General features: G+C 51.3%; 11 protein-coding genes. 7 read left to right on the top strand and 4 right to left on the bottom strand.

The features are described from left to right. Positions 1-26 precede the first annotated feature (26 nt). The 7 genes from FP815_11725 to FP815_11695 all read left to right on the top strand — a co-directional run bounded on the left by FP815_11725 (position 27) and on the right by FP815_11695 (position 11,567). Positions 27-212, top strand: coding sequence for a hypothetical protein (locus FP815_11725; GenBank protein ID MBA3015602.1), 186 nt, complete (start codon positions 27-29; stop codon positions 210-212). Positions 213-544: 332 nt separating this feature from the next. Continuing rightward, on the top strand, positions 545-3,595 hold the full coding sequence (locus FP815_11720; protein MBA3015601.1) for a hypothetical protein: 3,051 nt from the start codon (positions 545-547) through the stop codon (positions 3,593-3,595). A gap of 159 nt (positions 3,596-3,754) precedes the next feature. Beyond that, a complete protein-coding gene (locus FP815_11715) occupies positions 3,755-4,633 on the top strand; it encodes a hypothetical protein (protein ID MBA3015600.1) in 879 nt (292 codons plus the stop codon). Positions 4,634-4,663: 30 nt separating this feature from the next. After that, positions 4,664-5,701 carry a cytochrome c3 family protein gene (locus FP815_11710; GenBank protein MBA3015599.1) on the top strand — a complete coding sequence of 346 codons (1,038 nt, stop codon included), beginning with the start codon at positions 4,664-4,666 and terminating at the stop codon, positions 5,699-5,701. A gap of 84 nt (positions 5,702-5,785) precedes the next feature. Then, complete coding sequence (locus FP815_11705) at positions 5,786-7,222, top strand: hypothetical protein (GenBank protein ID MBA3015598.1); 1,437 nt, start codon at positions 5,786-5,788, stop codon at positions 7,220-7,222. A 264-nt stretch (positions 7,223-7,486) separates the two neighbouring features. After that, complete coding sequence (locus FP815_11700) at positions 7,487-9,862, top strand: diguanylate cyclase (GenBank protein ID MBA3015597.1); 2,376 nt, start codon at positions 7,487-7,489, stop codon at positions 9,860-9,862. A 163-nt stretch (positions 9,863-10,025) separates the two neighbouring features. Then, the gene (locus FP815_11695) at positions 10,026-11,567 is read left to right on the top strand and encodes a DEAD/DEAH box helicase (protein MBA3015596.1); all 1,542 of its coding nucleotides are present in this window, start codon (positions 10,026-10,028) and stop codon (positions 11,565-11,567) included. A 156-nt stretch (positions 11,568-11,723) separates the two neighbouring features. On the opposite strand, the gene FP815_11690 is transcribed toward FP815_11695, so the two are convergent. The 4 genes from FP815_11690 to FP815_11675 form a co-directional block, all read right to left on the bottom strand. Continuing rightward, the gene (locus tag FP815_11690) at positions 11,724-13,217 is read right to left on the bottom strand and encodes a leucyl aminopeptidase (protein ID MBA3015595.1); all 1,494 of its coding nucleotides are present in this window, start codon (positions 13,215-13,217) and stop codon (positions 11,724-11,726) included. Between the two features lie 135 nt (positions 13,218-13,352). Beyond that, entirely contained in the window at positions 13,353-14,105 is a 753-nt protein-coding gene (locus tag FP815_11685) for a tRNA threonylcarbamoyladenosine dehydratase (GenBank protein MBA3015594.1), read from the bottom strand. Further along, entirely contained in the window at positions 14,083-15,021 is a 939-nt protein-coding gene (locus tag FP815_11680; protein MBA3015593.1) for a hypothetical protein, read from the bottom strand. Before FP815_11680 ends, FP815_11685 begins: the two co-directional genes overlap by 23 nt. Then, positions 14,904-15,311: a TM2 domain-containing protein gene (locus FP815_11675; GenBank protein MBA3015592.1), complete on the bottom strand. Its 408-nt coding sequence runs from the start codon at positions 15,309-15,311 to the stop codon at positions 14,904-14,906. Before FP815_11675 ends, FP815_11680 begins: the two co-directional genes overlap by 118 nt. Positions 15,312-15,472: the final 161 nt, after the last annotated feature.

Raw genomic sequence — 15,472 nt, 5'->3', positions numbered from 1 at the left:
TTAATGAGAGAAAGGCCGGAGCCCCAGTGCCATTCGAGCAGGTGGCTCAGTCGATCAAGGATAAGATTCTGGCCGATAAAAAGGCCAAACGTAAGCAGGCCTTGATTGATGCTTTGAGTTCACGGTCTACGGTGACAATCAATGATGAAGTGTGGGTGGCGCTTGCCAAAGAGCTTGTGCCAAAGGTGTCAACTACCATCCCTGCTGAGTGAAAATTTTTGTAAACGTTCACCGGGCACCCCATCTGCTTCGCAGTCTACGCTTAGCTGTCAGCGGCCTGCTCATGTGCAACTAGCACATGAGCAGGCCGCTTTATTGACCGACGAAGCGGGTCAATATAAATCGCGCAGGTAAGTGACCGTAGGGAGACTCCGGCTGAGGCACCCGCGAAACGTTTACAGTCCGGTGAAATCCTCACGTTCAACGCTTCTGGTGAACGATTACAAATTTTTCGGTCTATTTCTATAATCCTACAGGAATGAGGCTGCAAGTAAGTGGTGTGGCAGCTTCGAATATATATGAGTAAATAAGGAACGGCATAACGATGACAAGACAGTTTCTAGTGATGGTTCCCATGCTTTTAGTCTTTCTTTCAGCCTGTATGCCCAGTAGTGGGCCAGGGAGGCAGGGTGGGACGCGTCAGCAACCGAAGCAAGGATGTCTTGATTGTCATCCTGAAATGGAGGCTAAATTTAAGGGTGGCAATGTTCATCGTCCGGTAGCTGAAGGCAACTGCATGGCCTGTCATCTTCCGCATGGCTTGATCGGCGGGATTCAGCTGCGGAGCAAGGCCCCGACCTTGTGTTTGACTTGTCATCAGTCTCAAGGCAAGCAAAGCGGCAAAGTGTCAACTCATAAGCCCTTTGCTGATGGCAAGTGCAGCGTTTGCCACGCCTCTCACAACAGCCCTAATCAGCGATTGCTCTCTAAGCCCGAACAGGATTTGTGTTTTAGCTGTCACGATCGCACGCCGTTTAGCCGTACATATGTGCATGCCGCTTTGGCTGAGGGTTGTTCCCTGTGTCATGTCTCTCATGCCGGAGATCAGCCAACGCTGTTGATCCAGAAGGAGGAGACCCTCTGCCGTCAGTGTCATGACCCGGCAAGCCCGGAAATAGTTACAAAACACCGGGGGCTTCCTGTTGTCAGAGGGTGCAGTGGCTGTCATAACCCGCATAGTTCAGATACCCCTGGTTTACTCAAGAGTACCATGCATCAGCCAGTGATCTCTGGGCAGTGTCAACAATGTCATGGGGCAGCAGCCGGGGCTATCACGGTAAAAAAAGAGGCCAATACCCTCTGTCTCAACTGTCATAAGAAAAGTTCAGGCGCTACAGGTCAGGTTCATCAGCCGTATCGAGATGGCAAATGTCTTGGTTGTCACGCTGCCCACGGTAGTGAGTTTGCTTCAATGCTAGCAAAACCTGCTGCTCAACTGTGCCTGTCCTGTCATGTTGATATGGTCAAGGTGAAGGCAGTTTCGGAACATGCTCCCAGCAAAGAGGGAAATTGTTTAGCCTGCCATAGTGGCCACACCTCTGAGCGGAAGGCCTTGGTCAAGGGTGGGGAGGATATGATCTGTCTGCCTTGTCACACTAAGGGTAAAGGATCGGCACAGGCAATGACCCATGCTCCGGCCCGTCAAGGTAAATGTCTCTTCTGCCACAAGCCACACTCTTCGGGGTCTCGACGTTTGCTACGGAGCAACGAAGGTTCGCTCTGCCTGTCCTGCCATAAGGAGACAGCTCGCCAGAAAGCGAAGATTAGTCTGCATCGGCCATTTGCTGACGGCCAATGCAGTCAGTGTCATGCTCCCCACGGCGGCCCTGGTAAGGCTATGCTCAAAGAGTCTCTTGAGCGAGGGAAGTTATGTTTGAGCTGTCATCCCAGCGCCAAAAGCGATACCAACCGCCATCAGCCTTTTGTTCAGGGCAAGTGCCAGCATTGTCACAATGCCCATGCCGGGGATCATCAAGGGATGTCCGATAAAGAGGTGGGACAGATCTGTTTGGACTGTCATCAGCAGACCAAGACAAAGTTGAAAGAGAAGAGTGTTCACCAGCCGTTTGCAGAGCTCGCCTGCACTGCCTGTCATGCGCCCCATGGCTCAATAGTTGCCAATAACTTGATTAAACCTGACCCCACCCTCTGCCTCGGATGTCATGAAGGGATTGCCAAAGCTTGGCAGAAGGGTAAACCCCATCAAGCGGCGGTTGATGGCTGTGCGAACTGTCATGTCGGGCATGGCTCTGTCGGGTCGAGCCTGCTCAGAAAAGCAGTGGGCGCCCTGTGTCAGGAGTGCCATGAGATGAATCCTGTTGAACTGGCGGCAAAGCATAAAGGGATCCTGCCGGGAGGAGATAGCTGTCACCGCTGTCACAATCCCCATGGCGGATCCGGGGAGAAACTTCTGTATACAATAAATCACTCTCCCTTTGCCAAGGGTCAGTGTCAGACCTGTCATGCGGGCGGCACGGGTATCTCTAAGCCCGTTGGACTGAAGGACAATATCTGTTTTACCTGCCATGAACGAAAGTCATTTCAGGGGCGGGTTGTGCATCAGCCAGTCAAAGAGAAGCCGTGTTCAGCGTGTCATAACTTGCATGCAGCCCCTTATGATCGTTTGCTGCCGGTATCTGCCAGTAAACTTTGTCTGCGCTGTCATGTCTCGGGTAAGCAAGAGAAGCGATTTATGCATCAGCCGTACAGTGATGGGCGGTGTCTTGGCTGTCACGCCCCTCATGCCTCGGATGCGGTTGATCTTCTGCCCACAAATCTTGCCGCGGCTTGTTTTTCGTGCCATAAAGAACAGGTTAAGACCTATAGTGTTCCCCATTCGCCGTTCAAGAAGGGGCAGTGCGGCGCCTGTCATTTTGCCCACGGATCAGATAATTTGCAGCTGCTCAAAGACAATAACGAACGGCTCTGTCTGCCCTGTCATACAGCCGAGAGTGTTCGCGGCAGGCACTCATTTTCAATCAAGATTAAGGGCTGTCTGACCTGTCATGATCCCCATGGCGGAGATTCGAAGGCAATGATGCGCAAGGTCTTGCACGCGCCGTATAAGCAGGGCTGTGACACTTGTCATCAGGGGGGGGCATCATCGGTGCCGACCAAAGTCTGCTTGTCCTGTCATGAGCAGGTTAAAAAGGATTATCTGCTGATCCATAGCCACTTGACCGATGATGCTTCCGGCAACGGCTGCGTTTCTTGTCATAGCCCTCATGCTGGTAATGACAGAATGCTCTTGGCTGGGACTCAAGGGGTGGTGTGTCTGCGTTGCCATCAGGATACCGCTGTCCGGCATAGTGGGAAATCGTCCCGTCACCAGAAGAGTAACGAGTGTGTCTCGTGTCACACCGCTCATGGTGGTGATGCTCCGGCCATGCTCAGGGGGGATGGCAATGCGGTGTGTAGCGGGTGCCATGAAAGCCAGGGGAAATTCAGCCATCCTGTGGGTCCGAAAGTTCTCGATCCCCGCAACGGTCAGATGATGACCTGCATCAGTTGTCACGACCCTAAAGGGACGGATTTCCCTTATCAGCTCAAGATGAGCGGAGAGAAGGAACTTTGCGTTCAGTGTCATAACTATTGATAATGATCCCAGGTTGACGGTGATCAGTTAGCGGTTTACGGTTAACTGACACTCTGATAATATCTCATTCTTTTTTCGTGATATTTATATGTAATCATTAACCGTTAATTGATAACCGCAAACCGATAACTTGAGCAGTTATAATTGAAGATTAAAAATATGAAAATTACGCTGAATATTACGTTCATTGTCGCTATCTTTTTGGTTGAGGCTGGTCTTGTCTCGGCTGCTGGGCCGGATTGGAAGTTTTTGTTCTCGTTGCAGGTTGACAAGACGTCAGGCGCTTTTGCCGCTCCGATGGGTCTGTATGTCGATGCCCAGGCGGAACGCTACTACGTGACTGACAGCGGCAATAATCGTCTGGTTTCTTTTGACCGAGAGGGTAAATTGCTCCACGCGTTTACTGCCGGGGGGGCCTTGGACAAGCCGATTGCCATGACCAAGCAAGGTGATGGACGGTTGCTTGTCCTGGAGAAGGGCAAGGCCTCTCTTACCGAGATTGATGTCAAAACCAGGGCGGTTGTGCCTCATACGTTGGAAGATGGCGGGAGGACAATCTTTCCTCAACGTTTGAGGATCAGTGATAATCGTTTCTATGTGATTGACAAGGCCAGTGGGGACATTGTTATTCTTGATCAGAAGTTGGTGGTGAGCGACCGGATGAATTGTTCCGATTGTCAGGCAGGGTATGCCGATTTTTCTATCAAGGGAGATTTGGTGTTCGCCCTGCCTATGTTGGGCTCTGAGGTCCATGTCTTTGATAAAACACACTCTCTGACCAGAAAGATCTCCTTGGTTCCGGCCCCTGAATTTCCAATTTCGTTAGCCCTGGCCTCGGATGGCAACTTGTTGGTCCTCGAACGTCATGCGGGGACAGTGGTCCGTTACCATGCTGATGGCCGTATGGTTGGCCGTTATCTTGGATCAGGGCATAAGGAGGGGAGCCTCTCCTATCCTGTTGATATTCAGACCGATCCATGGGGCAGGGTATGTGTGGTGGATGAGGGCAATGGCAGGGTCAGTGTGTTTCAACCGTGAGACGCATGGACGTTAATGATTTAGGTGGTTATGGTGAATAAGACTCTCATACTTATTGTCGCTGCCTGGAGCTTTTTATGGTCGCCAATGGTTCGCGCCAGCGTCACTGGTCTTTGTGATAGTTGTCATGTTATGCATTTCAGCCAGGTCGGATTAGCTCCCACGGAGCTTACGGCACTTGGTCCTCAGGACTATCTGCTAAACAATACCTGCTTGGGATGCCATAATGGAATTAATACCGGCGCTGCCAACGCCGTCCCTATGGTCTACACCGCAGGGGTTATGGAACTGGCCGGTGGTAATTTTAAGTACTCAGATGTCACGAACCAGCGTAATGGGCATAATCCTAAGGAGTTGCCGGGTGGGGCTGATGACACGGTGACTACTCCACCAGGCTGGACAACCGGTTTCAATGCCAATGGGCAGGTTGGAACGATCGACGCCACCAATCAGTTGGGTTGCGCTGGTACTTTGGGCTGTCATGGTGAGCATAATGACACGGGCATTTTTGGTGCCCACCACAACCATCCAACCGATGCTGTTCATGGAAAAGAAGCCACGGGAGCTACCATAGGCACCAGCTATCGTTTTCTCTATCAGATCAAAGGATATGAGGATGCTGACTATGAGGCGGAAACTGCGAATAATCATAATGTCTATTACGGGGTGGCCCGAGGTAGTGACGCTCCGACAGACACCCAGACGATGAGCTATCTCTGTGCCGAGTGCCATGGTATCTTTCATAGTGGCGCTAGTGTGACAGACGGGGTAGCTGGGGCCATCTTTGCCAGTCCTTGGATTCGGCATCCTGTGGATATTTCGATGAGCAATACTGGGGAATATAGTGGTTACAACTATCTGACTGCCGCCCCGGTGGCCAGTGCCACCCTGACCGAGGCTCAGCATTCTACAGCGACCACTTCCGTGTCCGGGGCCGGTAACCGTATTGTGATGTGTCTCTCCTGTCACCGGGCTCATGCCTCTCCCTATTTTGCCAGTATGCGTTGGGATTACCGTGGTGCAGCAGGGTATTTAGGCTGTGCAAAATGTCATACCTCGAAAGACTAACAAACTCGAAGTGAGTTTGGGTACTTTGCTGAGGCATGAGTTGTGAAGTTGGCAAGATCCACCAAACTCTATCAAGCAAATCTTATGATACTCTTTGACTCTCTTTCATGTCGTTTGTCTCTCTTGTCGGTTCTTCTGCTCATCACCCTTACTTCCTGTGTTACGGTCGGAACTCAGCGTGGCGGCGAGCAGGGATTGATTGCTACCACCTCTCTTTCCTCATCCCAACCCCAAGTGTCATTATGTCTGATCAGCTCAGGAGGCGATCAGAATTATCAGGTGCGAGTAGACATGGAGGCGATTGAGGTCTCTGCTGGCGGGCAATGGGTATCGTTACTCTCCCAACCGTTGACTCTCACCTCGAAACAGGCTTCTCGTGGGGCGTTGCTTGATCGCGTTCAGGCGCCGGTCGGTCAATATCAACGGGTTCGTTTTCGGATTACTCAGGTTGTGGTCGAGCAGGATGGTCGGGAAACTACTCTCCTGCCACCATCTCAGCCGGTTGAATATCCTCTTGCCAAGGTAGTATCTCTTGAAGAAGGCGATAGTGTCACTTTGTTTCTGCATTGGGATATTGCCGCATCAGTAATCAAAGCCCCGCAGTTTATTCCTGCCTTCGGTGTCAGTGAACAGCATATTCCCTTGACCACAGAACTGGCTTTTGTCAGTTGTCCGGAAATCAATACCGTCTACATTATCAGGACTGATCAGAATCGTATTTGCGGATCATGGGGTATTTTCGGCGCCCCGACTTCTCTTCATGCCAGTAAAGCAGGAAATATTTTGTATGTATTGGCAGAGGATCAGGCCACTATCGTGGCGGTGGAGCTTTCCTCAGGCAAGGTTCGAGATCGGATTCGGATTCCGATGGCGACTCGCCCGTCGCTCATGACGATTGACTCGGCTGGACGCAATGCCTATCTGGTCGATCAGGCCACTGGGATGGTGTTTCGAGTTGATCTCGATACCGGGAGTCTTGCTGCCCAGATCCGCTTGGGAGATCGGCTTGATTATTGTGTTTTTTTAGAAGAAAGTCAGATTGTTGCCGTCTCCTCCTCCCAGTCGCAGAAAGTTGTGCTTCTTGACCCAATGACGTTGCAGGTTCGACAATCGATTGCTGTTGGCACTAATCCTGAAGGTATTGCAGAGTATGACGGAAATCTTTACATTGCTGAAAGTCGAGCGAACACGGTGGGTATGTATAGTATGGGCAGTGGCGCATCGTTGCGTCAACATGTTGGTCTTGGGCCGAGTCGCATCCTGTTTCATGAGCGAAGCCTCTTCGTGGCAAATTCGCAGGGAGGCAGTGTAAGTGTGCTGCGGCCTGATCAGTTGACTGTTGTTAAGGAGATTGCTACCGGTGGATCTCCCGGTGAGATGGCTATCTCATTTGCTCGCAACTGGCTTTATGCGGTTGATGGCTCAGCCAATTTGGTAACAGTGATCGATCTTTCCACTCAGAAGCTTGAGTCAGAGATTGATCTGAGGGCAAAGCCGTTTGATATCGTGGTGATCCAGTGAAAGGAGGAAATTATTTTCGGACGATATCAGCATTATTATACGACTCTTATACATCCTGCATCCCTTGAATTGAACTCCTACGATTACCTTTGCTATCAGGCTGACCGTTAAAATATCTACCAGATCATCAGGAATTTTTTACCAATTCCACTGGGTTACTTTTTCTCCCGTTTGGTTGAAAAAAAATTGTGTTATGCCGATAGTATCCTGTAAGATGGTTCATTCGGTAGATTACCTTGAATTTTACCCCGCTATCATCAGTTTATGGCCACACCGCAAAGTCAAGACTTGGGGAGTGTTTTCACTTCCCCACTGTTCCGGCGATTCCTTGCCCCCATCGTGATAACGATGCTGGGTTTCGCGATGGCGGTCTATTTCTATGCTGTTCCCTTCATCAAGACCAAGGTCTATGCCCTGGAAGAGAAGTCGGTGCAGACCAATCTGGCCAATATTCAATCGCTGATCACCTCCAACTATCTGGCAATGGAGGCCCATCGAAAAACGGTGACTGGCGCACATCGCCGGGAACTCAAGAACATCATCCTTTTTACTGACGCCTACCTGAAGAATAAGACTGATCAGGTACGAAACGGGTTGATCTCCGAGGACCAGGCCCAGTGGAGCGCCTTGGAAGAGTTAAGGGCCTTTCGATATGGCTCTGGCGACTTTGTCTGGGTGGCTGATTACAATGGTTTTTACCTTGCCCACCCTGATCCAAAAAAAAATATGGAAGACTTTTCCGAGGCCCGGGACGTGTTTGGTAACTACATGCTCACTCCCCTGATTCAAAAGGCCATTGAGCAGGAAGAGGGATATCATACCTTTTGGGATCAGCGACCAAACGATAATTTGCCGGCGGAAAAGCTGGCCTATGCCCGGGTGTTTACTCCGTGGGAGTGGGTGATCGGCACCGAGGTTTTTGTTGATGATCTGGAGGCGGAAATACTGCTTCGTAAGGAGAAGATGATCGAAGAACTTCGAGTTATCCTGAAGGGGATTGTTATCGGCGATACGGGGTTTATGTATATCTTCGACTCTTGGCATAATGTCATTATTCATGCGAATGCCAACCTGGAGAATACTGATATGTCAGCGATCATTAACCCCAATACCAAGAACAAATTGGTGGAGGACCTGATCGCAGCAAGTAATACCCGAGACCACAAACTCATTGTGACGACCACGATGGACGGGGATAGTTATGGCGCTAATGTTCAGCCCCATGAGGAGATCAATTGGGTCAGGCATGTGGAGGGCTTTGACTGGTACATTGTCGCCTCGGTTAAAACTGATGAGCTTAATCAGAGTTCTGATGTCCTGCGGAATAAAATTCTGTTATTGGCAGCTATTGTTGTCTTGTTCTCTATCGTGGTGGTGTCGTTGATGATGGGGCGGTTGTTGCTCCCAGTCCGCAAATTGTCCCAGGTTGCGCGTCTGGTTACCGAAGGTGATTTGTCGGCACGGAGTGACATTGAGGGCACAGATGAAATCAGTTTTCTGGCTAAGACGTTTAACACCATGGTTGGCCGTTTGAAAGACAATATCGATGAGTTGGATCATAAGGTGATGGAACGCACCCAGGAACTTGATGGCGCCAATCAAGAGCTTTTGCTAACGGTGGGGCAACTGGAACAGCATAATCATGAGGTGACCGAGTTGAACCGTATGGCTGAGAGGCTCCAGGCGTGTTATGGGGTCGAGGAGACCTACCCGGTGGCCGCTGAGGCCATGGCAGCGCTTTTCCCGCAATCTTCTGGTTATTTGTACATGGCTCAAGCCGGTGGGGTGGAGAACGTTTTCGACTTAGTTATTCAATGGGGAGAGAGGTCTGAGCTAGCAACCACGGTGGCCAAGGATGATTGCCTGGCCTTTAGCAATTTCAGAATTCATGAGTTAAGAGGGTTGGAGGGCGAGGCTGTCTGTGACCATTATGTCCCTGGCGAGCACGGGCTTTCGTTCTGTGTCCCTCTTTTTGCCCAGAATGATGTCATGGGGATGCTTCATCTTAATATCAAAGAGTGCTGTAAGGATGATCGCCAGTTTGAACACCAGAAGCGGCTGGTTGCGTCGGCGACGGATCATCTTGCTATGTCTATGGCTAATCTTAAACTCCGGGAGCGGCTCCAGAATCTTTCGGTGCGCGATGGTCTGACGGGATTGTTCAATCGGCGTTACATGGAAGAAACGCTGTCTCGTGAATTTAAAGCCTATGAGCGGACCAAGCATCCGGTTGGTGTGATCATTCTTGATGTCGATTTTTTTAAGAAATTTAATGATACCTATGGTCATGAGGCGGGAGATCTCGTTCTGATCGAATTGGGTAAGGTTCTGTCTGCGAATGTTCGCAAAGAGGATGTGGTTTGTCGGTTTGGCGGCGAGGAGTTTGTTGTTATTTTGCTTGGCGCCCCGCCGGAGCAAGCCCTTGTTCGAGCAGAGCTGCTTCGGTCAAAAGTTGAAACAGATTTACGGCTAACTTATCATGGACATGATATTCGAGTGACTATTTCATTGGGAGCTGCTTCTTTTCCTGAACATGGAGAGGCTCCGGATCAGGTCTTGAAGGCGGCGGACACGGCGCTGTACCGGGCGAAGGAAGCTGGCAGAAATCGTGCTTTTCAGGCGACAGTTTCAAGGGCATAGAGGGTGGTCAAATACTGAAATCGAGGCCCAAACCGTGATTTTTCCTGTACAACCAGTGGGTAACGTTGTAAGACAATGAGCAACGTGTCACAATCTGTTTTTCCCTCCCCTCCATATCAACGAACGATGATCATCTGCCGTTCTCTTCCCCAATCAGGAAATCATGCTACGAAAAATTATTTCTTTTGTCCGCAGTTCATTAAAAGGCTTAGAACGCTCGAGTAGCCGAATTACGCATACTCCGATACCAAGTTCAGAAGTTATTCCGTCCGTACCTGCTCAGTCCTCAGCGCCAGAGGTTGAAGTTCCCCGGCAATCCCCGGTAAAGCCTAGGTATCGTCGGCCAAAACCGGTTAAATCAACAGATAAGGAATCCTGGGATGTGAGTGCATTTGAGGTGGTTCCTGCCGAGGGTAAGAGTCGGTTTCATGATTTTGATCTGCCGGTTACGATCATGCACGCCATTGCTGATCTTGGCTTTCAGTATTGCACCCCAATCCAGGCCAAAACTCTGGCTGGCACCCTCTCCGGCCTTGATGCCATTGGCCAGGCGCAGACTGGGACCGGGAAGACCGCGGCCTTTTTGATTTCGCTCATGACCCGGCTGCTGGCCGACCCAGAAGTCGGTAACAAAAAGAATGGTCAACCGAGGGCCCTGGTTATCGCTCCGACCAGGGAGTTGGTGATCCAGATTGCCAAGGATGGTGAGACCTTGGCTAAGTATTGCGGGCTTCAACTGGCCTCCGTTTTTGGGGGCATGGATTATGAGAAGCAGCAGCAGGTCTTGGAGCGGGGGCCAATTGACATCGTAGTGGCGACTCCAGGCCGTTTAATTGATTTTCAGCGTCGTCGAGTGGTGGATCTTTCTAGAGTTGAGGTCATGGTGGTTGATGAGGCTGACCGGATGCTGGATATGGGATTCATCCCTGATGTGAGAAAGATCGTATTCAGCACCCCGCCTAAGGAAAAACGGCAGACCCTGATGTTCTCTGCCACCATCACTCCCGAGGTTCGACATCTGGCCAGTCAGTGGTGCGTAAATCCGATTAACGTGGAGGTGGCGTCAGAGCAGGTGGCTGTTGACACGGTCCGGCAGATCGTTTATCTGGCTACGGCCAAAGAGAAGTACAATATCCTCTACAACATGATTGTGGGCGAGAACTTGGATAAGGTTCTGGTATTCACCAACCGTCGGGATGAAACCCAGCGGTTGACAGATCGACTGATCAGTAACGGTATCAGTTGTGATATGCTTTCAGGCGACGTGGCCCAGAAAAAAAGAATGACTACCCTAGAACGTTTCCGTGGTGGTCAGATTAAGGTTTTGGTGGCTACCGATGTGGCAGGAAGGGGTATTCATATTGATGGCATCAGTCATGTTTTTAACTATACGTTGCCGTATGAGGCTGAGGATTATATCCATCGGATCGGCCGTACCGGGCGGGCTGGGCATGATGGTATCGCCATCAGTTTTGCAGATGAGGATGGAGCCTTCTATCTGCCAGCAATTGAAACGTATATTGGTCGAAAACTTGATTGTGTTCAGCCGGACGAAGCCCTTATTGTCCCCGCACCTAAAGGAGTCAGCAAACCCTCGTCTCAATCTTCCTCCTCTAAGCCGCAGCAGGGGGGGCAACGACGGTCATCTCCTTACCGTTCTCAGGGACAGCGAAGATCTTCTTCTTCCTCTCGCCCCGGTCGGTAGTTACGGGAAGACGATTGATTCGGATGGGTTGGTGAATTTTCTTACGAATTGGCTGCTGAATTACTTATGCCATGAGGATAAAAAGATCGGCATGGTCTTGGCTGTCAAGTAGGGAGGGGCGTGTTCTTGCTTCTCCTTCATCTTCCTCTTTCCCTCTTACCAATTTCTGATCACTTCAAGCAGTAAGCGGACTCCAATCCCGGACGGGCCCTTTGGGACATAGGATTTTTCCGTGAAATTCCAGGCGGTGCCAGCGATGTCCAGGTGGATCCAAGGGGTGCTGTCGATAAATTCCTGAAGGTAGGCCCCCGCAGTAATTGTTCCTGCCCCTTTGTCGCCAACATTCTTGAGGTCGGCTACTTTTGATTCGAGCTGTTTCGTGTACTCCTTGCCCAGAGGAAGGCGCCAGACCGGTTCGCCACTCTCTTTGCCGGCCCGTTCAACTTTGGCGCTCAGTGTGTCGTCATTGCTCATCAGGCCGCTGATATGATGGCCAAGGCCGATAATCACCGCGCCGGTCAGAGTGGCCAGGTCAATTACCGCTTCAGGTTGAAATTTTTCGATGCCGTAGGCCAAGGCGTCGGCCAAGATCAGGCGGCCTTCCGCGTCAGTGCTGATGATCTCTACCGTTTTGCCATTGTATTGGGTGACAATGTCTCCTGGTTTCAGCGCGCTAGGCCCGGGCATATTGTCTGTAGCAGGCACAAGTGCAATGATGTTGAGTTGCTTCGGGCGTTCCATGGCCACGGCCTCCATACAGGCGAGCACTGCGGCGCCACCGCACATATCATACTTCATCTCATGCATCCCTTGGCTGGGTTTGATCGAGATGCCTCCTGAGTCAAAAGTCAAACCCTTGCCGACCAGCATTAGCGTGGGGGCGTCCTTTTTGGTCCGGTATTCGAGGATTACCAACTTAGGTGGGGTTGACGATCCCTGGTTGACGCCAATGATTCCACCCATCTTTAGGTGGGTAAGTTCTTCTTTGCCCAACACGGTGCATTTTAATTTATATTCTTTTGCTAATGATTTGGCGTAGCGTGCAAAATGGTCTGGTGTCCAGTTGTTGGCGGGTTCATTGGCCATATCCCTGGCCCGGCAGGCTGCTATTGCCCCTTGTCTTCCACGCTCGGCAGCAATAGCGGCCTCTTTGAGCTTGGTTGCGGAGAAGACGGACTCAGCAATCAGATGAGGAGGATCATCGTCTTCGCCCACGGTTTTATATCTGGTGAAGGTGTAGCTGCCTAGAATAACTCCTTCAACCAGGGATTGAGTCATCTCCTGGAGCGGGAAGTCAAGCTCTTCTGGTACAATCACCGTAATTCGCGCCGCTTTGGTTTTCTGGGCAACGGAAGCAATGGTGCCTCCGCACTTGCGAAATGATTCTCGGTTGAGTTCCTCTTTGCCAAGACCTACCGCCAGAAGCCGGGTGGCAAGGTGTTTTGTCGTAGCGTCAAGGGGGGGGTAGCAGAGCAGAGTTTGTCCTTCTCTTGCCGTGAAGTCACCCGCGGAGTGTGCTCGTTGCACTGAATCGGCCAGGAATTGTGGGCCGGGGAAGATGGTTGTTTTGGGGTCGGTGATTTGCGGCAGGCAATAGATGAGTAAGTCTGTTTTTGTGCTTTTTGTATACTTTTTTACGGTTATTTTCATAGTTGTGATGTCGTGGTCGTTAGTTAGGTGGGTGAAGGTAAAGGTGAAAAGCGCCGGCAGTATAGCCTACAAGGGAAGGTCGTGCACGCATCAAAATAAAGACCGACGGTATTTTAGGTATAGGAATATGGCAGGTTACGATTTGTATTGAAGGCCTGACAGCTGGCGGATGGCCTGGTTGGCGATGATCAACCCGAAGATTCCGGTCAGGGTGGGTAGGCTGCCCAGGACTCGACGGGGGCTCGGTTGGTGTGGCAACAGGTGTTCGTTGCCAACCTCCTGCTCTGGTTCTTCATATGTGAAATCGACGGGTTCGGTAGAGAAGACGCATGGAATGCCGCGCTCGATGCCCCGTAGTCGCAATCGTCTGCGGATGCGCCTGGCCAGCGGACATTTTTTGGTTTGCATAAGGTCGGCGAGCTTGATTTGGCTTGGGTCAGTCCTTAAGGCAGCGCCCATGGATGAGATGATGGGGATGCCTCTGGCGAAGGCGGCGGCGAGGAGTTCAACCTTGGGCCCAACCATGTCGATGGCGTCGATCAGCAGATCGGGCTTGGGGTCAAGGATTGTGCCCACCGAGTGCTGGTCGATGAAGGTTGGCATGATTTCCACTTGTGCTGCCGGGTTAATCTGTAAGATCCGGTCGCGTGCCGCAATTACCTTCTGTGTGCCTACTGTAGATTCGAGCGCTATAATTTGGCGGTTGATGTTGTGGGTACGGACCACATCGAAATCGACCAGACGGATGCGGTTGATGCCGGCGCGGGCCAACCCTTCCATGGCATGGCCGCCTACGGCGCCTAATCCCGCTATGGTGACAAAATTGTCTCTCAGTCGAGCAAAGGCCTCGGGTCCGAGCAGCCGTTCAATGCGTAAGAATCTGTCCATTGTTCCATACCATGGTTTGAAGTTGCTGGGGGCTAATGTCTTTGAGCGTGGCAGCAACGGAGTAGAGGTTAGAGAGAATCATCTCGGGTGTTGGGAGCCCTTGTGCATTTTGGCCAGGGTGATTGTTGCTGGCTGACACCCTTGGCGGCCAGTCACTTTCGAAAAGTATCCGGTCAAGCGGAGCTTTTTGGAAAGCTTGCCGAACTTTGACTCTGGAAGGGTCCGCCAGGGATGGACCAAAGGAGAGCATGGCCCCGATGTCAAGCAGGCGGCGCATGATCTCCATAGAACCATTGAATCCGTGAATAATTACTGTTGAGCGCTTTTTGCAGGTGGCATTCAGCAAGTCGATGAGGCGTCCCCATCGTCGGCAGCAATGGATGGTCACCGTCCGGGCCAGGGTTTCTGCCATTTCAAGTTGGGGGATAAAGATGGTTTCCTGGACGAGCGGGGACGCGGAAGCAAGGGCATCAAGCCCTATTTCGCCAATGCCGGCACTGGTGTTGGCGAGTTCAGCTAGTAGCCGTTCCTGCCATCCCACGATGACCTCGTGTGCCCACCAAGGGTGGATGCCGAGGAAGGGTTTTACTGCCGGGCAGTGGCGGGCGCTATGGATGATTGTCGGCCAATCCTGCTCGCAGGTGCTGTTTACCGCCAGGATGCCGATTCCTGCCTCATGGGCGGTGGTAAAAAGATGTTCCCCTGCAGGACCTACAGGTGGCAGGTGGAGGTGAGCATCAATGCGAGGAGGAGTCACGGAGGGTGGACCAATCTGCTGTGGGGAAGGGCGTTCTGGGCTTAATCGCCTTCTTGGGCATGAATGACGGTCAGCTGATCGTTTAAGGTCCAGAAATCGTAGAGGTAACCGACTAAAAATAAGCCGCCGGTCAGGAGATAGAGAATACCTGTTACCCATTTCCCCATATACATCCTGTGGATACCGAGAGGGCCGAGAAAAGTCAGCAATACCCAACTGAGGGAATAGTTCAATCTGCCGCTGCGAAAACGAAAATCTGCCTCGCGGTCCATTGCCGGGATAAGAAAGAGATCGACAAGCCAACCTATGCCGAACAGGCCGAGAGTGAAGAAGTAGAGGGTTCCTGACCCAGGTTTGCCGTAATAGAAACGATGGGCTCCGAGAAAACCGAAGAGCCACAGGATGTAGCCCATTGATTTGAGATGAGTGTCGTTGTGTGGCTGGTCCATGTTCGTATGTCTGAAGGAGGAGTCCGGTTGGAATATTTGTCTACGTGTGATGACTTAGTCCGATTGCCATTGTGCTAAGTCACGTTCATGTTGTGACGATTAATGTACATCCTTTAGGTTAGGTTCACAAGGAACAGATAACAATATTCGTAACTACACAG

This window comes from Desulfobulbaceae bacterium, from assembly GCA_013792005.1.
In the GTDB taxonomy this organism is placed as follows: Bacteria; Desulfobacterota; Desulfobulbia; order Desulfobulbales; family VMSU01; genus VMSU01.
Note: the sequence above shows the minus strand (reverse complement) of the source record. Positions and strands in the feature narration are given on the sequence as shown.